This window comes from Streptomyces sp. NPDC008163 (genome assembly GCF_042956885.1).
Classification (GTDB): Bacteria; Actinomycetota; Actinomycetes; order Streptomycetales; family Streptomycetaceae; genus Streptomyces; species Streptomyces drozdowiczii_A.
In genome coordinates this window covers 351278-370380 of record NZ_JBIBHG010000006.1, presented here as the reverse complement: position 1 = coordinate 370380, position 19103 = coordinate 351278, and the positions used below count along the sequence as shown (strand labels likewise).

The following is a 19103-nucleotide window of genomic DNA, read 5'->3' as shown; positions in this document are numbered from 1 at the left end:
GGCTGTTCGCGTGACGCGTCCCCAACGGTTCCGATTAAGCACACGAATCACCTGAACGCCTACGGCCGGATGGGGTCGGCCCCGGATTGGGCGGTGACGCGGGCGGCAATGACTGGCTGGGCCGACATCGGCGCATCCACTGCTGAGGAGCCCTCCGTGCCCGTGCCCCCTTCGCGCACACCCCTGCGCCTGCCGCACGTCGTCTGCTCCCTGGTCCTGCTCGCGCTGCTCGCCGGCTGTGGGGCGGGTGGCTTCGCCGGTACGGAGATGAGCGGGGGCGCCACGGATCAGGCTCGGGGCAGCGGCGTGCCGGGGCCGCCGGGGGCCGCCGCGTCCGCCGCCGCATCCCCCGCCGGGGTGCCGTCGTCCGTGCTGCCCGTTCCGTCGCCGCCGGCCGCCTCGCCGCAGCCGGCGGAGCTGCCCGGCCTCGGGCCGAAGACCAGGGCGGCGGTCCCGGCCACGGCCCGGCAGGCGTTCGTGGTGACCGGCGACTCGGTGGATGACAACCGGTCGACCGCCGTCCTCTACACCCGGGACGGGCCCGCCGGGCCGGGCTGGCGAGCCTCGCTGGGCCCCTGGCCCGCCCACAACGCCCTCAACGGCTGGACCGACGAGCACTGGGAGGGCGATCTGCGCTCACCGGTCGGAGTCTTCACGCTGACCGCGGCGGGCGGCCGCCTCGCGCCCCCGGACACGGCCCTGCCGTACGACCTGAGCCCGGACTTCCGTGTGGCGGGCGAGGGGTTCCACGGGGAACCGCTGGAGGGCTCCTTCGACTACGTCGTCGCCATCGACTACAACCGCGTCCCCGGCACCTCCCCGCTCGACCACGCCCGCCCCCTCGGCGAGGAGCGCGGCGGCGGGATCTGGGTGCACGTGGACCACGGGGGACCGACCCAGGGCTGTGTCTCCGTCACCGAGGACCGGATGAAGGAACTCCTGGGCGCCCTCGACCCGGCCATGGAGCCCGTCATCGTGATGGGGGACGCGGAGTCGCTGGGTCGTTGAGCGTCCCTGTCCGGTGCGCGGAACCGGCTGCCGCCGGGCCGGCGGGTGGCGAACCTGCCGGGCCGGCGCGGTGTCGTGTCGGTGGTCCCGGCGGCGGCCTGCTGGAAGGTCCGCAACACCGGGCCCGTCATGGACGCGGCGGACAACCCGGGGCTGCACGGTCACGGCGGTGCCGGGCCCCGGGGGCGGGCTCGCCGTGACCGTACGTCTGCCGGCGTCTCAGGAACGCGCGGCCACCCACGCGGGGAGCGCGGCCAGCAGCTCGCGGTAGAACGTGGCGTCCGGGATCTCCCGGGGGGCGGGGCCCGCGTGGAAGAAGCCGGTGTTCGGGGCGTCCAGCTTCCGCAGGAAGTCGAAGCCCTTGGCGTCCGCCTCGCCGAACGCGACGAACTGGAAGAACAGCGGCAGCCGGGCCGCCGCGTCGATCGCCTGGCGGGCGGTCTGCCGGACGTCCGGAGGGCCGTCCGTCTGGAAGACCACCAGCGCGGGACCGGTCGAGCCGGACGCCTCGTAGTGCGCGACGACCTCCTCGACCGCGCGGTGGTAGTTCGTCCGGCCGAGCCGGCCGAGGCCCGCGTTGAGGGCGTCGATCCGGCCCTCGTGGCCGTCCAGCTCCACCGTGCCGGTGCCGTCGATGTCGGTCGAGAAGAACACGACCCGCACCGTGGCGCTCTCGTCCAGGTGCGCGGCGAGCGCGAGCGTGCGGTCGCCCAGGTGCTGGGCGCTGCCGTCCTTGTAGAACGGGCGCATGGAGCCGGAGCGGTCCAGGACCAGGTAGACCGTGGCGCGCAGCCCGGTCAGCCCGTGGGCCTTCAGCCCGGCCTGCGCCGCCTTGTACGCCCCTGCCAGCTCGGGGGCCCGCGCCTTGACCTTGGCGAGGCTGAGCGCGGGCTTGCCCGGGGCGGCGAGGGCGGCCGGGGCCGCCTCGGGTTCCGGGTCCATGTCGATGACGATCGGCGTGGGGGCGGCGGCCTCCGGCTCGGGGACCACGACAGGGGCCGGCGCGGCCACCGGCTCGGCGGACGCCTTCGGCTCGGGGGCCACGACCGGCTCGGGCTCGGCGACCGGCTCCGGCTCCGGGGTCTCGCTCGCGATGACCGGCTCGGGCTCGGGGGTCTCGGTGGCCGTGACCGGCTCGGGGGCCGCGATGGGCGCCTCCGGCTCCGTCACGGGGGCGGCGGTCTCGGCGACCGGCTCCGACTCCGCGACGGGCTCGGGGGCCTCGGCCACGGCGGACGGTTCGGGCGCCTCGGCCTCCGCGACGGGCTCGGGGGCCTCCGCCTCGGCGGTCTCGGCGGCCGTCACCGGCGCCTTTGCCCCGGGCGCCTCCGGCGCCACCGCGTCCGGGCCCTTGCCCTGGGCCGGGACCGTGGGCGTGGCCGGGTTGTCGAAGGCCGCGGCCACCAGGTCCGACGCCTTGGCGTCCGACGAGGCCGTCTGCGTGTCGTCGTCCGACGACGCGGGGGCGGGGACCGAGATCCTGACGGGCGCCTCGTCCGGCTCCGGCTCCGTGGCACTCGTGTGCGCGCCCTGGGGCGGGACCGTGGCCGTCGTCGGGTCGTCCTGTTCCGTGCGGTCACGGCCGAACACCTTGCGCAGCAAGCTCCGAATGCCCATGGGCGAGCCTTTCGCGTGAGTTGGGTGCGATGAATGTCCGTACTGCGGGAATTGATCCCTGGCCAGGGCGGATACGTAAGGTTAGCGGCCGGATAAGGCCGTTCGACGGCACGGCCCGCATGTGGGACAACCGAGAGCGAACCGAGCCCGGACCGAGTCCTGAGGCCCTGTACGGGCGTTCACGGTGCCCCCACTTCACCTGCACCGCGTAGGCGTCGAGTTGACGCGGGAGCGTACCGTCCTGACCACCGCCTAGAGTCGGGCGCATGGTTTCGGGTGAGACTCCGCAGGCGGAGGGCAGCGTCCGGGTCGATGTCTGGATCTGGTCGGTCCGGCTCACGAAGACCCGGGCGCAGGCCGCTGCCGCCTGCCGTGCGGGTCATGTGAAGGTCGCGGGCGAACGCGCCAAGCCCGCGCAGTCGGTGCGCGTCGGCGACGAGGTACGGCTCCGGCACGCGGGCCGGGACCGGGTCGTCGTCGTGTCGAAGCTGGTGAAGAAGCGGGTGGGCCCGCCCGTGGCCGCCGAGTGCTTCATCGACAACAGCCCGCCCCCGCCGCCGCGCGAGACCGCGATCCAGGTCCCGGTACGCGACCGGGGCGCGGGGCGGCCCACGAAGCGGGACCGCCGCGAGATGGACCGGCTGCGCGGAACGGGCCCAGACCCCGCGGAGTAGCCGCGCCGCGCGTCAGCGGTGCAGCACGATCACCGTCTTGCCGCGCGCCCCGCCCGCCCGGTTGCGCGCCAGGGCCGACGGCGCCTCCTCCAACGGCAGTTCCACGTCGACGGGCACGCGCAGGATGCCGTCCGCCGCGCCCGCCGCCAGCACGTCCAGCAGGACCGGGCTCGGGTCGAGCCGGAAGTCGACGCCCCCGACGCCCTCGGGCAGCCGGGCCCCGGCGGCGGCGCCCCGGGCCGAGAGCGCGATGCCGCCCGGCCGGACCGCCGCCGCGTACGCCGCGAACGCGTCCGGGGCCGCCGACGCCAGGTCGGCGAGCGCGTCGATGCCGTCCGGGCAGGCCTTCCGCAGGGCATCGGCGGGCGGGCCGTCCGTCAGGTCCACCGAGGCGACGGCGCCCAACGACCCCATCCTGGACCGCTCGTCACCGCGCACCGCCGCGATCACCCGGACATCGCGCGCCCGGGCGAGCTGGGTCAGACAGCAGCCGACCCCGCCCGCCGCCCCGACGACCAGCAGGGTCTCGTGGCCGCGCAGGGCGACCGCCTCCAGGATCTGGGCGGCGGCCATCCCGGCGGACGGCAGCGCGGCGGCGGCGCGTGAGGTGAGACCGCGCGGGACGAGGGTGATGGCGGAGTCCTGCTCCACGCACAGGTATTCCCCGTACGAGCCGCATGCGTCGGCCACATCCGCCCGCCCGAACACCGGGTCTCCCACCCGGAAGCGGTTCTCGCCGCCACCGATCATGTCGACACGGCCCGCGTAGTCCAGGCCGACGACGAACGGGAAAGTCTGGGGCGCCGGGGCGAGTTCACCGGCGGACCCGTCCGTGACCTGCCAGTCCAGCGGATTGAGCGAGGCGTATTCGACCCGCACCCGGACCTCGCCGGGCCGGGGCTCCGGCTTGGGCAGCTCCACCAGCACCGGGTCGGCCCGCAGCGCGCTCACGGCGATGGCTCGCATCCGTACACCTCCCAGTCGGGCCGCTCCGGCGGGAGCGGCCGCGTCATTCCGCCGGGGCCGGCAGCACCCGCTGGGCCCAGATCCGGGCCGCCACCGCGCACACCGCGACGGCCAGGCCCAGGCCGAAGACGATCCACACCGCGGTGCGCAGCGAGGAGGTCAGCGCGTCGAAGACCGCGGCGGCGGCGCCGGTGTCGCTGTCCGGGACCTCGTCGAGGACCCGGTCGCGGGCCAGCGCCAGCAGCCCCCGCAGCACCAGCGCGCCGAGCGCGAAGCCGGCTCCGGCCACGGCGGTGCCGGACAGCGTGGCCAGGGTGCGGGCCCGGCGGCCGGGCCCGCCGCGCAGCCAGGCGATCGCGACGGCGAGCAGCGCGAACAGGAGCGTCCCGACGGCGGGCCACACGCTCGCGGTCCGCAGCCACCGGAAACTCTGCCGCAGCTGGTCGGCGCGGTCGGCGGAGACCAGCTGGATGTCGGTGTGCTGGACGGGGATCTGGTCGGCGAACGGCACCCCGTTGTCCACCAGGTTCTGCTTCACCTGCTCCGTGACGGGCGCCAGGTCGATGGTGACGCTCTCGCCGCTCTGCCCGTCCAGCGCGGCGGTGACCGTCTCGTGGGCGGTGCGGTTGGCCGCGGTCCAGGCATCCTGGAAGGCTTCCGTGGTGGTGAAGGACTTCACGGCCTGGTGCAGGAAATCGCGCACGGTGCTCTGGAGCGGTCCGACGTCGATCTGCTTCATCGCGTTGTCGGTGATCAGGTCGGCGACGGTGGACTGCACCGCCGGGTCGTCGGCGAGCGGGGCGACGGCGGAGACGTAACGGTCCGTGTCGTCGATCTCCAGGTCGACCCAGGCGGACAGCGCGCTCAGCGGCACCAGGACGGCCAGCAGCACCAGCAGTACCGCCGACAGGGCCACCGAGAGATACGTCCGCACCCCTCCAGGGAATCCCGGATGGCGCCGGGGCGCCCCGGGCCATGGGCCATCCGAGTTGCCGGGCGGCCCGACCAGGTGTGCTCTGGAGGGAAAGCGGGGGTGACGGAAGGAGCTCTCTGCCATGGCCGCACAAGCTTCGGTGCCGGCACGCGGGAGGCACGCGATGCCCGCCCGGCACCGCCCGGTCCTCAGCTGGGCGATCCCGGTCACGCTGGGCGTGATCATGGGCTGCTACGCGACCGCCATCGTCCGCGGCGGCGGGGTCCTCACGGGCACCCGGCTGGCCCTCGGGCTGGTCTCGGGCGCCGTCCTCGCGGTGCTCTGCTTCGGGCTCGGCCGCATCCAGAACCGGCTGCCGCGCGAACTGCGGGCCGCCGCGTACGGGGTGCTGACCGGGGGTTCGATCGGCTTCCTCTACAGCCTGTCCGGTGCGAGCATCCTGGCGGCGTCGGTGCTCGGGCTGGTCCTCGGAGCCGGCGGACTGCTAGCCGCGTACTACTACTTCTATACGCGGGAGTGACGCCCGCGCCCACCCGCACGTCAACGATCCTTGACCTTCTCCATGGGGGAAGGCCAAGGATCGAGTGTGCCGGGGCGGGAAGTCCGCCCGGTATGAGGAGGCGTGCGGTGACGGAGGACGGGCAGGGGCGGGGCCCCGGCGCGGAGCTGGTGACGATCGGGGCGTTCGCCCGGCTGTCCCGGCTCTCCGCGAAGGCGCTGCGCCGCTACGACGAGCTCGGCCTGCTTCCGCCGGCCCTGGTCGATCCGGTGAACGGCTACCGGTATTACGACCCGGCGCAGGTGCGGGCGGCCCGGCTGGTGGCCTGGCTGCGCCGGATCGGGATGCCGCTCGCCCGGATCAGGGAGGTGATCGCGCTGGACTCCGGCGCGGCCGCCGCGGCGATCCGGGCGTACTGGGCGCGCGTCGAGGCGGAGACGGCGGCCCGCCGTGATCTCGCGGCCTTCCTCATCGACCAGCTGTCGACGGAGGACGTCATGACATCGGTGGGCACACTCGGAATCCGCTACGCGGCCCGGACGGACACGGGCGCGGTGCGCGAGACCAACCAGGACGCGGTCTACGCCGGTGCCCGGCTGCTCGCGGTCGCCGACGGGTTCGGCGCGGGCGGGGCGGGGGCCAGCACGGCCGCGATCGAGGCCCTGAAGCCGCTCGCGCCGGGCGCGGTGCCGGCGGGCGAGCTGCTGAACACCCTGCACGACGCGGCGGAGCGGGCGGCGCTCGCGGTGCGGGACGCGGTGGCGGGGAGCACGGCGCCGGAGGAGTCCGGCACGACGCTCACGGCGATGCTGTGGACGGGATCGCGGCTGGGGCTCGTGCACATCGGGGACTCCCGGGCCTATCTGCTGCGCGGGGGCGAGCTGTTCCGGATCACGCACGACCACAGCCTGGTCCAGTCGATGATCGACGACGGTTCGCTGACGGAGGAGGAGGCGTTCTCGCACCCGCAGCGCGCCATGCTCCTCAAGGTGCTGGCCGGGGACGGCCCGTACGGCTCCGGGCCCGATGTGGACGTGCGGGACGCGCTGCCCGGCGACCGCTATCTGCTCTGCTCGGACGGTCTGTCGGCGGTGGTCGACGGCGGGGAGCTGGCGCGGGTGCTGGCCGGGGCGGACGGGCCGTCCACCGCCGTGGGCGCGCTGATCGGGCTGGCGGAGGCGGCCGGCGCGCCGGACAACGTGGCGTGTGCGGTGGCGGACGTCGTGGAGCTGTGAGTACGCGGGAGGGCCCCGCACCACGCATGGTGCGGGGCCCTCCCCTGCGTACCGGATCAGTTGCGGACGACGGTCACCGGGCACGAGGCGTGCTGGGTGACGTGCAGGCTGACCGAGCCGAGCAGGGTCGCCTTGAAGCCGCTGTAGCCGCGCGCGCCCACGACCAGTAGGTTCGCGCCCTCCGCCCGGTCCAGCAGGGCCTGTGCCGGGTTGCCGATCACGACGACCTTGCTGACGGCGGCGGCGCCCTGGGCGCCCAGCGCCTCCTCCAGGGTCTCGGTGAGCGACACCGTGGCCATGGCCTGGGGGTCGAAGTCCTCCGGGAGGCCCGGCATCATCGACGCCCAGCTGGTGGCGGGGTACTCCCAGCTGTTGACGGCCTCCACCGTGTCACCGGTCAGTTCCGCCTGGCGTACGGCCCAGTGCAGTGCCTTGACCGACGACTCGGAGCCGTCGACGCCCACCACGATCCTGCCCATCTCTGCCTCCAGCTCGGTTCCGCGGTTGTGCTCGGATCACGTGTTCCCGTACGACTCTAGTCAAAACGGGCGAAACGGCGATCTCCGTGGGTGCGGTCAGGCCGTGCGCAGGGCCGCGAGCTGCTGCTCGAACGGGACCACCTCGTCGTCGAGCCCGGGCGTCCTGGACGCGCCGGAGACCGCCCGGCCGCCGCTGACGGCGTCGGCCAGCTCGCCGCCCGCGCGCCGGATGCGGGCGGGCAGGCCCTCGGTGTACTCGTCGCCGGACGCGCCCCAGTCCTCCGACGCCGCGTAGACCGAGGTCGGCAGGGTGACGGCGCGCAGGTAGGCGAAGAGCGGACGCATCGCGTGTTCCAGGACCAGCGAGTGCCGGGGCGTGCCGCCGGTGGCGGCGACGAGCACCGGCTTGCCGGTCAGCGCGGTGTTCTCGACCAGGTCGAAGAACGACTTGAACAGTCCGCTGTACGAGGCGGTGAACACCGGCGTGACCGCGATCAGGCCGTCCGCGCCCGTCACCGCCGCGAGCGCGTCCTCCAGGGCGGGCGGCGGGAAGCCGGACACCAGGTGGCTCGCGATGTCCCCGGCCAGGTCGCGGAGGTCGACGACCCGGACGTCGACCGGGCGGTCCTGCGTGGCGTCGAGCCGTTCGCGGGTGGCGGCGGCCAGCCGGTCGGCCAGCAGCCGGGTCGAGGACGGGTTGCTGAGGCCCGCCGATACGGCGACGATCCTCACGGGTTCGGTGGCGAACACGGTCAGCTCTCCTTCGTGGCGGCGTGGGCGGGGTGCAGTGGCGCGGTCTCGGGGACGCCGGCCGGGCGCAGCGCGGCGAACTCCTTGCGCAGTACGGGGACGACCTCCTCGCCGAGGATGTCCAGCTGTTCGAGCACGGTCTTCAGGGGAAGTCCGGCGTGGTCCATCAGGAACAGCTGACGCTGGTAGTCGCCGACCGCGTCGCGGAAGGACAGCGTCCGCTCGATGACCTCCTGGGGCGAGCCGACGGTCAGCGGGGTCTGCTCGGTGAAGTCCTCCATCGACGGCCCGTGGCCGTAGACCGGCGCGTTGTCGAAGTAGGGACGGAACTCGCGTACCGCGTCCTGGGAGTTCTTCCGCATGAACACCTGGCCGCCGAGGCCGACGATCGCCTGCTCGGCGGTGCCGTGACCGTAGTGCGCGTACCGCTGGCGGTACAGCCGCACCATCTTCTTCGTGTGCTCCATGGGCCAGAAGATGTTGTTGTGGAAGAAGCCGTCGCCGTAGTACGCGGCCTGCTCGGCGATCTCCGGCGAGCGGATGGAGCCGTGCCAGACGAACGGCGGCACGCCGTCCAGGGGCCGCGGGGTCGCGGTGAACGACTGGAGCGGCGTACGGAACGTGCCCTCCCAGTCCACGACGTCCTCGCGCCACAGCTTGTGCAGCAGGGCGTAGTTCTCGATGGCGAGCGGGATGCCCTGGCGGATGTCCTTGCCGAACCAGGGGTACACCGGGCCGGTGTTCCCGCGCCCCATCATCAGGTCCACGCGGCCGTCCGCGAGGTGCTGGAGCGTGGCGTAGTCCTCGGCGATCTTCACCGGGTCGTTGGTGGTGATCAGCGTGGTCGAGGTCGACAGGACGATGTTCTTGGTCTGCGCCGCGATGAAGCCGAGTGTGGTGGTCGGTGACGAGGGGACGAACGGCGGGTTGTGGTGCTCACCGGTCGCGAAGACGTCGAGCCCGACCTCCTCGGCCTTCCGCGCGATGGCGACGGTGGCCTTGATCCGCTCGTGCTCGCTCGGCGTCGTACCGGTGGTGGGGTCGGTGGTGACGTCCCCGACGGTGAAGATCCCGAACTGCATGGCGTCCGCCTCCTGGTCGCTATTGTTGAATCTTGAACTATCCGACGCCCCGTACAACGGGGGGCGGGGGCGGGGTATTCCTTCCGACCCGGGGACCAGGTCCGATGGCCGATGCGTGCGGCCCGGCGGCCCTCGTACGCTGCGGCAACGCAGCCACGCGCCCGCCCGACGAAGGGACCCCCGTGTCATTCACCGCCGAGACGCATGTCCGCCTCGCCCGTCCCTCCCGCGATCTCGGCGCCGCCGAACGGTTCTGGGTGGAGGGGCTGGGGCTGACGGTCCTCTTCCGCGCGGATGCGGGGCGGGAGCCGGGAACGCATGACCTTCTCATGGTGGGGCATCCCGATGCCCCCTGGCATCTGGAGCTCACACGGGGGCACGTCGCCCCCCGGCCCACCGAGGAGGACCTGCTCGTCCTGTACCTGGACGGCCCGGTCCCGGAGGACCTGGTGGCCCGGCTGCTCGCCCGCGGCGGTACGAGGGTCGCCTCCCCGAACCCGTACTGGAACGAGTGGGGGGTGACGGTGGAGGACCCGGACGGATACCGGCTGGTCCTGTGCCGCCGGGGCTGGCGCCCGTAGCGCGTACCCAGCCGGTCCGGCGCCCGAGGGCACGGCGCGCCCCGGGTCTCACACGCCGGACGGGCTCGTGCGGCGGCGCCGTCCCAGCAGCTCCGCGAGGCCGCGGCGCGTCGCGGCGATGATGACGCGGTCCGTGGGGCGCAGCACGTAGCCCGGGTGGAGGTTCCAGACGAGGGAACCGGGGGCCACGTCCAGGGCCAGGACGCGCCAGGCCCCCTCGCGGAAGGCCTGGTCCACCGTGCGGCCCTCCAGCTGGGGGTGGCCGCCCACCTCCACTGCCGCGAACAGGAGCACCTTGCGCTCGACCGGGATCGCCCCCAGGATCTGCCGGCCCATCATGGCGACCGCGAAGGACGGGCCCGCCAGGTGGGAGACCGAGCGGGAGCGGGTGATCGCCTGCGGGTGCGCCGTGCGCAGCGTGCGGTAGACCGCCGTGGCGAACTCGTCGTCGAAGAGGCGGACCGTCACCCGCAGCCTGGGCTTGAGGGACCTGGCATACAGCGCCGCCTCCAGGTTCGTCGTGTCGACGCTGGTCAGCGCGAGGAGCCCCCGGGAGCGGCCGATCTTGGCCGCCTCCAGCACCCCTTCGTCCGTGACGTCACCGAGCACCACCGGCACGTGCAGCCGCCGGGCGAGGGGGATGCCCCGCGCGTCCGGGTCCTCCTCCACGCAGACCACCGGGATGCCCAGCTCCCGCAGGTGCACCAGGACCCGGGTGCCGATCTTGCCGAGCCCGAGCAGCACCACGTGCCCGGAGAGCCCGCGCGGCGGCCGCCGCAGCGAGGAGGCGCTGCGCAGCGAGCCGAACGCCTCCAGGACCCCCGCCACCAGCAGCGGCAGGAGCATCAGGCCCGCGATGCCGGAGAGGATCTGGATCACCTGGCGGGCGGTCGGTTCACCGATCGCCGGGTCGCCCATCGCGAACAGGTCGAGCAGGGTGAGGTAGGCCGCGTGCAGCGGATGGTCGCCGGTCGTGAACGAGGACGCCACCGCGAGCCCGAGCACCGCCAGCCCGACGCCCAGCGCCGACCACCGCAGCCGCCGCGAGAAGAACTGGCTCAGCGGCGCGCTCCGCCCGCTCATCCGGGGCTTCGGGGCCGCCGGACCGGACTGCGTGACGGCCTCCAGGACGACCGTGCCGCGCCCGGTCGCGGCGGCGATCTCCGCGGGTCCGGGCAGTAGTTGCGGCCCCTCCGCCCCGCTGCTGTCGGACCCCTCCGCGCCCGCCGGGTCGTGGGTGGTGGAGGAGAGGAGGGCCAGGGTGCACAGACCGGGGTTCGCGATCTGGCCGCCCGGCGGCGGGGTGCGCTCGGCGGCCCGCAGGAAGAGGCCCTCGGCCCGGATGACCCGCGTCGACCCGGCGAGCGCGGTGGCCGCGAGGGCCGGCGCGGCGGTGTCCGCGTCGGACAGCACGGTGGTGGAGGCGTCGATCGAGGCCGGGTCGAGCCCGGGGGACGCGACGGCCGCCGCCTGGTCGAGCAGGGTCTCCAGATGCTGGCCCAGCTTGCGGTTGTAGAGCCGGATCACCAGCCGCACACGGGGGTTGAGCCGGCGCGCGGTCAGCGCGGCCCGGATGTTGCGCTCGTCGTCGTCGTAGACGAGGGCGACCGCCGATGCCCGGGCGATGCCCGCATCCGCCAGCGACTCGTCGGACGGCTCGGCCGCCTGCAGGATGCGCACCGGCTCGACGCCCGCGAGGGAGTCCCCGTCCGCGCCGTGCAACAGCCCTCCGCCGTTGCGGTTCATCGCGGACGCCATCCGCCCGAACAGCGCGGCCGCCCGCCCGCGCCCGCTCAGCGGTTCGTCCGGCCTGACCGCACCCGGCTCCGGCGGCACGACGAGGGTGACCCGCTCCCCGTACACGTAACGCAGCTCCACGGCGAGCCGCTGGGCGAGTGCGTCGTCTCCGCAGACGACCATGTGGCCGGTGAAGGGGGAGGGTTGGGGTTGCTGGGGGAAGGACACGTGACCCAGCATGCCCTGCTCCCTTCCGTTGATCGAGGACGGTCAGCGGTCGTCGTGCGGCCCGGCCGGCAGATGGCGCGGGTCGGCGGCGCGCCCGATCGCCGTCTCGACGGCCGCGATCCGGTCCGCGAGCAGCCCCAGCGCGGCCACCGCGCGGGTCATCGGATCGCCCTCGGGCCCGCCCAGCGCCTGGGTGCGGACGTACGAGGAGCAGAGCGCCGCCCACCGCTCGGCCCGCTCGGGCGTGAGCGTGCCCCGCAGCGCGGCGAGCTTCAGGAGCGCGGCCTCGGCGCCGCTGGTCAGGGTCTGCGCCTCGCCCGCGTAGTGGTCGTCCACGACGGCGGACAGCTCCGCGTCGTTCATCACGGGCGCGATCCGCTCCGCGATCCGGTTCATGTTGCGGTACGAGCCCTGGAGCCGGAACGGCGGCTCGGTGCGGGTGGCGTCGGTCTGCGCGGCGGACGCGATGTACGCGGAGTTGACCGCGAGCACCGTGTCCCGGGCCCGCAGCAGATGGCGCAGCACGGCGGTGATCCGGTCCACCTCGGCGGGCGCGTAGGGGTGTTCGAGCTGTTCCGGGCGGGCCGTCAGGTCCCCGGACGCGAGCCGCAGCAGCAGCGCCAGGTCCTCGCGGGAGCGGCCGGCGAGCGGGGCGAGGACCGGGTTGGCGGTCAGCGCGTTCTCCACGAAGCTCAGCGCGAAGGTGTCCTCGCGGCCGGACAGCACCTCGCCCAGATTCCACACGTCCGCCCGGTTCGCGAGCATGTCGGGTACCTGGAAGCGCGCCCCGGACTCGGTGTACGGATTGCCCGCCATGCACACCGCGAACCGCTTGCCCCGCAGGTCGTAGGTGCGCGGCCGGCCGTCCCGTACGCCCTCGATGCGGCGCGTGGCGTCGCAGAGCGGGATGAACTTCTGGAGGAGTTCCGGCGAGGTGTGCTGGATGTCGTCCAGGTGGAGCAGCGTGTTGTTGCCCGCTTCGAGCGCGAAGTTGATCTTCTCGATCTCCTGGCGCGCGGTCGCGCTGCCCGCCTGCGCGGGGTCGAGCGAGGTCACGTCGTGGCCCAGGTTCGGTCCGCTGACCTTGACGAGGACGAGCCCGAGCCGGTCGGCGACGTATTCCATGAGCGTCGTCTTGCCGTAGCCGGGCGGCGATACGAGCAGCAGCAGGCCCTGCGAGTCGGTGCGGCGGTCGGCGTCGGCGGTGGAGAGCTGCTTGGCGAGGCTGTCCCCGATCAGCGGCAGATAGACCTCGTCGAGGAGCTGGTTGCGCACGAACGCCGACATCACGCGCGGGCGGTGGTCGTCGAGCCGCAGCCGGGTCCGCTCGGCGGCGACCAGGGCGGTGCGGCGGCGCTGGTAGGCGCGGAATCCGGGGACGAGGGCGGTACGGAACTCCTCGGTCCGGGAAAGGAGTTCATCGATGCGGACGGTGATCCGGCCGCGTTCGATGCGCGGGTGCACGCCGAGGAGCCCGTCGACGGTCTCGGTGAGCGGCGCGTCCGCCTCGTACCGGCCGAGCAGGGGCTCGGGGCACAGCTCCACGGCGACGGCCTCCGCGAGGTCGCCCGGGTCGAGCTCCGTGCCGCTCGCCTCGGCGTACGAGGTGAGCCAGCCCTCCACGAGCTGGCGCCGGGCGGGCAGGTCGTCCGCGAGGGCCGCGAGGTCGTCGTCGTACGCCGGTGTGCCGGTGGCGTGCCGGAACTTGTCCAGGAACGCCCGGACGGAGGCGCCCGTCACAAAGCCCTCGGGCCCGCCGGTCAGTTCCTCGAAGAGGTACGCGGCGACGGACCGCGCACCCTCGCCGCCGATCACCGACGCCCACTCCTCCTGGAGCGCGGTGACCGCCGGGGCGAGCCCGAAGGTCTCCCGGGCGCGGGCCAGCGAGCGGGCGCGGCGCGTCCAGGAGGTGCGGCGGGCCTCGTCCGTCCCATGGGCCCAGAACAGCTGGGCGGCGGCCCGGACGGCGGCCGGGAAGCGCAGCAGCCCGGCGCCCGCGTGCAGCCGCAGCAACGCGGCCAGGATCGCGGTCGTGTCCTCGTCGTGGACCCCGCGCTGATACCCCTCGTCGTACGCGGCCGCCGCCGACTCCCGTACAAGCTTGGTGAGTTCGCCGTCGTCCAGGGTGGCGAGGCGGTCCGCGCCGTGCTCGTCGAGGAGGCGGGCCGCCAGGTGCTCGCCCCGGTAGACCGCCGGGGACTCGGAGGGCAGCGTCTGGTCCCAGTACGGGCGGGTCGCGGCGAACTCCGGGTCGGCCACCGGCATCCGGTAGTCGGTCCCGGTGACGGCGAACGCGAGCGTGCCGTCCTGCGGCACGAGGGTCAGCTCGAACGGCTGGGTGTTCACCGCGAACCGGTGGCGGCCGAGGCGGATCACGGACCCGCCGTCCGCGTACAGCTCGTCGCGGTCGCGCAGGGCCCGGCCCGCCTCCTGGCGGGCGGCGAGCAGCTGCCCGTCCAGCTCCTCCGCGCGCACGGTGTCCCCGAGCGCCCGCAGCTCCTCGGCGGTCCGGCGGAGCTTGGCGACCATCGGGTCGGAGGCGAAGTAGGTGTGGACGGCGTCCGCGTCGGGGAGGGCGGCGCCGCGCCGGGCGACCGTCTCCAGGACCCGAGCTGCGGAGTCCGCGAGGCGTTCGGTGCGGCGGGCCAGCTCGTCCTGGAGGCCCTGCTTGCGCGCCGAGAACGCCTCGTACACCTCCGTCCGGCGCTCCCTCAGCTCCGCCAGGAAGTCGTCGTACTCCGCGAACCGGGCCTCCAGGTTCTCCAGCTGGAGCAGCAGCCTGGCCAGCTGCTCGTCGCAGGACTCCGGAGTGCCGGCGGCGGCCAGGGCGGCCGTGACGGCCTGCCCGAGCAGCGCGGACTCGGCGGCGAACTCGGCCCGGCCCTCGTGGTCCGCGAGCGCGCGGCGGCGGGCGTCGAGTGTGGCGCGGGCCCGGTTGACGGCGCCCAGGACCTCCGCGACGCGTTCCAGGATCGACGTGCGGACCACCCCGTCGCCGATGTCGAGCCCGGCGACGACGTCCGTGACGGTGCCCAGGCCGTCCGTCATGGCGGCCAGCCGGTCCCCGAGCGCGGTGGCGTCGGTGACCGTGGCGAGCTCGGCGGCCTCGTCGGTGAGGCGGGCGATGTCCTCGTGGTACCCGGCGAAGGCGTCGTCCCTGGCCAGGAAGGCGACCGCGCGGCGGGCGGCCGCCTCGATGTCCTCGGCGGTGGTCGCGGTGAGCTCCGCGATGCGCTCGGTGTCCGCGTACCGCATCTCGGCGAGGGTGGTCAGGTGGCCGTGTGCGCGGCGCAGCTCGGTGAGCCGGTCGACCCACTCGGCGGCGGTGCGCGGGGCCTCGCCGCGGACCCGGCGGACCAGTGTGGTGATGCGGTCGGCGGTCTCGGTGAGCGCGTCGGCGGCCTGCCGGGTGAGGGCCTGGACCGCCTCGAACTCGGCGACGACCTGGCGCGCGGTCTCCCGCAGCTCGCCCAGGGGCTCCGCCAGGGAGCCGAGTCCGGCGTCGTCCAGCCAGTGGTAGCGGTCGCCCGCCCGTACACAGTCGGCGACCAGCCGGTCGTAGACGGCGGCCGTCGGCGTCGTCTTGGACGCGGCGTGCGCGAGGGCCAGGCAGTCGGAGATCCCGCGCACGAGGTCGGCGTTGCCGACCCGGGCCAGCGGGCCTTCGCCCGCCGGGCGGGACGCGGCGCAGGTGTCGGAGAGGTAGGGCGTCTGCCAGCGCTGCAAGGGGTGTACGCGTGCCGGGCCGTCCTCCACCGGATCGCGCAGCACGACCAGCGTGCCGTCGTCCAGCAGGGCGTGGCCCCGGCCCTGGAGCGGGGTCGCGACCTCCTGGCGGATCACGTTGTACGGAAGCAGCAGGCTGCGGCCGTCCTGCCGGGAGCGGAAGACGTACAGCACGTCCTCGCCGTTCGGGGAGCGCACGGCCTCCTCGAAGACCGGGTCGGTGAGCGGCTGCGCGATGTCGAAGGTCCGGGCCTCGCCGGTCGTCAGGTAGAAGCCGCCGGGGAAGATGATCCCCTGGTCCTCCGGGAGCCGTTGGCAGGCCGGGCCGATGCCGTCGAGGCGGGTGACGGTGCCCAGGAGCGCGTTGAAGACGAGGTACCGCCGCGCCTCCTCCTTGTACGGGCGGACCCGCAGCAGCACGAGCGGGCCCAGTTCCGCGTACTCGACCTCGGCGTCCGCGAGCGACTGGAGGGGTTCGGTGACCGGCTCCTCGTAGATCCCCTCCGGCGTCTCCGTGTCGTTGACGGTCTTCACGGTGAGCGTGCCGCCCAGCGTGTCCACGTACAGCTCGGCCTCGCAGCCGATGGCGAGGTGCGGGTGGCGGCCCGCGACGTGGGCCTCGCGGCCGGCGGTCGTCCAGGTGAAGTCGTGCGACGGCGGGAAGACGTGGTCGCGCTCGCCGCGCGCGTCCAGGAACGCGCCGGGGGAGCCGTCGGGGTCGAGCGCCCAGCGCAGGACCCGGATGTCCTCGGCGGTGTCGCCGGTACGGAAGACCGCCAGGAGGCGGCCCTCGGTCCGGCGCAGCCGCAGCAGGCGGGCGTCGCGGAAGTAGCGGTGCAGGCCGTCGAATTCACGGACGAAGGAGGCGTCGGTGAGGGGGGTGCCGGTGCCGGGGGTGAGGTCGGCGGCGTACAGGGCGAGCACGTCGTCCACGGCGGGGGCGTCCTGTCGGCCCGGGCCGCGTTCGAAGCCGAACAGCAGCTCGCCGCCGAGCGCGACGAGGTCGCGGGGGGTGGAGGGGCGGTCCGTCCGGATCTGCTCGCTGCCGAGCAGCTGGAGGCCGGTGGCGCCGAACGCCTCGGTGCGGCGGGCGTTGAGGTCGGTGGCCCTGCGGGCGAGTTCGGTGGCGTGCGTGCGGAGGCGGCGCCGCAGGACGTCGTAGTCCCCGGCGGCGGGGGCGGTCACGGTGTCCACTGGGTGCTCCTTGCGGTGTGGCTTGCGGCGGTGTCCTCAATCGCCGGACGGGCTTCATTGATCTGCGGGCCGGATCGGACGTGCTGTCCCGGTGTCCTCAATCGCCGGACGGGCTTGGAAGGTCCGCCCGGCCGGCCGGTTCCGAGCGGTGGCCGGGCCCCACCCAGCCCGTCCGGCGATTGAGGACGGAGGGCGCCGGTGTAGGCGTACGGGCTGCGGACGTCGGCCCGTCCGAGCCCGTCCGGCGATTGAGGACGGACGGGGCTCGGTGGGGCGTTCGGGCACGGGCCCCTACGACACCGGCGTACCGTTCAGGCCCGCCGGGGCCAGGCCGCTCAACGGGACGTCCGCCAGGCCCAGCGACCGCGCGTGGTCCAGCAGCGCGCGGACCTGGTCCGCACCGACCCCCGCGGAGGGCGCGGCCATCAGCCGCATGAGCAGCGCCGACACCGTCAGGTTCTGCACATCGCCCGTTGACACCGACGACAGCACCCGCGTCAGATCCTCCGTGAACGAGGACTCGCCGTTCAGCCACGGACCGGCCAGCGCCTTCGCCGTATCGGAGTGGGAGACGAAGCCGTCCAGGCTCTTGCCCAGCGAGATGGACGACACCAGCCGGTCGAAGAAGGCCGACTCGCCGCCGACGATGTCGATGTCCGCGTTCTCCAGCCCCGTGGCGAGCACCGTCGCCTGCGATTCGGCGACCTGCCGCTGGACGTCCAGACCCGCGAGCCGGATCTCCTTCTCGGCGGCCAGCCGCAGCCGGTACTCCTCGTGCCCGCGCGACGCGTCGTCCAGCGCCGCCATCGCGGCCGCCTTCTCCGTGAGACCGGCGGCCTCCGCCTTCAGCTTCTCGCCGATCATCGCCGCGTCGGCCGTCGCCTGCGCCTGCGTACCCTCCGCGTCCGCGAGGGCCTTGAGACGGGCGCCCTCGGCCTCCGCCTTGAGCCGCGCGGACGTGGCCTCGGCCTCGGCGAGCCCCGTCTTCTCGATCACCTCCGCCGCCGCGTCCCGCACCTGGACGTCCGCGAGGCCGGGCGCAGCCGACTCCGCCTGGATGCCCTCGGCGAGCCGCAGCTTGGCCTGCGCGTCGAGGTCGGCGGTCTTCAGCCGCGCCTCCGCGAGCGTCAGCTGCTCGGCCGCCCGGTGGGTGGCCGCGGCCTCCGCCGCCTCGGCCGCCTTGATGTCCTTGACCAGCCGCTCCTGCGCCTCCGCCTCGGCGGCGATGATGACCGACTTGCGGGTGCGCTCGGACTCCTCGACGGACCGGAGCGTCTTGATGGACTCCTCCTGTTCGGCGACCGTCCGGTCCACCGCGATCCGCTCGCGGATCACGTCGGCGACCTCGCGGCGCTCCGCCTCGACCTCCTTCGTCGCGGCGATGCGGTTCAGCTCGGTCTCGCGCTCGCGCCCGATGACCTCCAGCATCCGGTCCTTCTCGATGCGCTCGTTCTCCACGGCGATGACCCGCTCGCGGTTCTTCTGCGCGACCGCGATCTCGCGCGCCTGGTTCTCCCGCTGGATGCCCAGCTGCTCCTCGGTCCTGATGAACGCGGCCTGGGCGCCCAGGCGTTCCTCCTCCTGGACCCGGGCGGTCGCCGCCTCCTCCCGAGCCCGCAGCGTCTCGACCTCGCGGCGCTGCTTGATCTCCGCCTCGGCCTGCCGGCGCTCCAGCTCCAGGATGGTCTCCCGGGCGTCCACGTCCTGCCGGGTGATTTCCTTCTGCTCGGTGCGCTGGAACTCGTTGGTGCGGACGTGCTCGATCGCGGTCAGCTCGGTGATCTTCCGGATGCCCTGGGCGTCCAGGATGTTGGCGCTGTCGAGCTGCGCCATCGGGGTCTGCTCCAGGAAGTCGATCGCCGCGTCGTCCAGGTGATAGCCGTTCAGATCGGTACCGATGACCCGGATGATCCGGTCGCGGAACTCCTCGCGCTTCGTGTACAGGTCCACGAAGTCCAGCTGCTTGCCGACGGTCTTCAGCGCCTCGGAGAACTTCGCCGCGAAGAACTCCTGGATGGCGACCTTGTCGCTGGCGCGCTCGGTGCCGATGGACTGGGCGACCTTCTTGACGTCCTCGACGGTCTTGTTGACCCGCACGAAGAACGTGATGTGGATATCGGCGCGGATGTTGTCCTGGCAGATCAGGCCCTCGCGCCCGGTGCGACGGATCTCGATGGTCTTGACCGAGATATCCATGGACTCGGCCTTGTGCAGCACCGGCAGGACGACGGCGCCGGTGAAGGTCACGTCGACCTTCTTGGTCTTGGAGATGATCAGGGCCTTGCCCTGCTCCACCTTGCGGAAGAGCCGGGTGATGATCAGCAGCACGGCTACGGCGATGAGCAGGACCACGGCGACGAGCAGGCCGAGGCCCAAGGAGATGGCATCCATGA

Annotated in this window: 14 protein-coding genes; 5 read left to right on the top strand and 9 right to left on the bottom strand. The window is 73.7% G+C overall.

All coding sequences use genetic code 11. From position 1 onward, the window contains the following. Positions 1-156 precede the first annotated feature (156 nt). Positions 157-1008, top strand: a complete 852-nt coding sequence (locus tag ACFZAT_RS16530) for a L,D-transpeptidase family protein (RefSeq protein WP_391264914.1) — start codon at positions 157-159, stop codon at positions 1006-1008. Positions 1009-1227: 219 nt separating this feature from the next. On the opposite strand, the gene ACFZAT_RS16525 is transcribed toward ACFZAT_RS16530, so the two are convergent. Further along, positions 1228-2625 (bottom strand): VWA domain-containing protein, encoded by a 1398-nt coding sequence (locus ACFZAT_RS16525; RefSeq protein ID WP_391264912.1) that lies wholly within the window; start codon positions 2623-2625, stop codon positions 1228-1230. A gap of 266 nt (positions 2626-2891) precedes the next feature. Here ACFZAT_RS16525 and ACFZAT_RS16520 point away from each other — a divergent pair, with 266 nt between their 5' ends. After that, a complete protein-coding gene (locus ACFZAT_RS16520) occupies positions 2892-3299 on the top strand; it encodes a S4 domain-containing protein (protein ID WP_391264910.1) in 408 nt (135 codons plus the stop codon). Positions 3300-3311: 12 nt separating this feature from the next. On the opposite strand, the gene ACFZAT_RS16515 is transcribed toward ACFZAT_RS16520, so the two are convergent. Further along, a complete protein-coding gene (locus ACFZAT_RS16515; protein ID WP_391264908.1) occupies positions 3312-4265 on the bottom strand; it encodes an alcohol dehydrogenase catalytic domain-containing protein in 954 nt (317 codons plus the stop codon). A gap of 43 nt (positions 4266-4308) precedes the next feature. Then, complete coding sequence (locus ACFZAT_RS16510) at positions 4309-5199, bottom strand: hypothetical protein (RefSeq protein WP_391264906.1); 891 nt, start codon at positions 5197-5199, stop codon at positions 4309-4311. 121 nt (positions 5200-5320) lie between these two features. On the opposite strand from ACFZAT_RS16510, the gene ACFZAT_RS16505 reads away from it, so the two are divergent. Next, positions 5321-5719 carry a hypothetical protein gene (locus ACFZAT_RS16505; protein WP_391264904.1) on the top strand — a complete coding sequence of 133 codons (399 nt, stop codon included), beginning with the start codon at positions 5321-5323 and terminating at the stop codon, positions 5717-5719. 92 nt (positions 5720-5811) lie between these two features. Next, a complete protein-coding gene (locus ACFZAT_RS16500; protein WP_391264902.1) occupies positions 5812-6933 on the top strand; it encodes a MerR family transcriptional regulator in 1122 nt (373 codons plus the stop codon). Positions 6934-6989: 56 nt separating this feature from the next. Here ACFZAT_RS16500 and ACFZAT_RS16495 read toward each other — a convergent pair whose 3' ends face one another. From ACFZAT_RS16495 to ACFZAT_RS16485, 3 genes are all read right to left on the bottom strand, one after another. Beyond that, the gene (locus tag ACFZAT_RS16495; RefSeq protein ID WP_161210193.1) at positions 6990-7412 is read right to left on the bottom strand and encodes a universal stress protein; all 423 of its coding nucleotides are present in this window, start codon (positions 7410-7412) and stop codon (positions 6990-6992) included. Positions 7413-7508: 96 nt separating this feature from the next. Further along, positions 7509-8162 carry a CE1759 family FMN reductase gene (locus ACFZAT_RS16490; protein ID WP_391264900.1) on the bottom strand — a complete coding sequence of 218 codons (654 nt, stop codon included), beginning with the start codon at positions 8160-8162 and terminating at the stop codon, positions 7509-7511. A 2-nt stretch (positions 8163-8164) separates the two neighbouring features. Then, complete coding sequence (locus ACFZAT_RS16485) at positions 8165-9244, bottom strand: CE1758 family FMN-dependent luciferase-like monooxygenase (protein ID WP_391264898.1); 1080 nt, start codon at positions 9242-9244, stop codon at positions 8165-8167. Between the two features lie 182 nt (positions 9245-9426). On the opposite strand from ACFZAT_RS16485, the gene ACFZAT_RS16480 reads away from it, so the two are divergent. Further along, a complete protein-coding gene (locus ACFZAT_RS16480; protein ID WP_391264895.1) occupies positions 9427-9825 on the top strand; it encodes a VOC family protein in 399 nt (132 codons plus the stop codon). Positions 9826-9873: 48 nt separating this feature from the next. On the opposite strand, the gene ACFZAT_RS16475 is transcribed toward ACFZAT_RS16480, so the two are convergent. The 3 genes from ACFZAT_RS16475 to ACFZAT_RS16465 all read right to left on the bottom strand — a co-directional run bounded on the left by ACFZAT_RS16475 (position 9874) and on the right by ACFZAT_RS16465 (position 19101). Continuing rightward, positions 9874-11802 (bottom strand): NAD-binding protein, encoded by a 1929-nt coding sequence (locus ACFZAT_RS16475; protein WP_391264893.1) that lies wholly within the window; start codon positions 11800-11802, stop codon positions 9874-9876. Positions 11803-11832: 30 nt separating this feature from the next. Further along, positions 11833-16710 carry a DNA repair ATPase gene (locus tag ACFZAT_RS16470; protein ID WP_391264890.1) on the bottom strand — a complete coding sequence of 1626 codons (4878 nt, stop codon included), beginning with the start codon at positions 16708-16710 and terminating at the stop codon, positions 11833-11835. Positions 16711-17001: 291 nt separating this feature from the next. Further along, positions 17002-19101: a flotillin family protein gene (locus tag ACFZAT_RS16465; protein ID WP_391264888.1), complete on the bottom strand. Its 2100-nt coding sequence runs from the start codon at positions 19099-19101 to the stop codon at positions 17002-17004. Positions 19102-19103 lie beyond the last annotated feature (2 nt).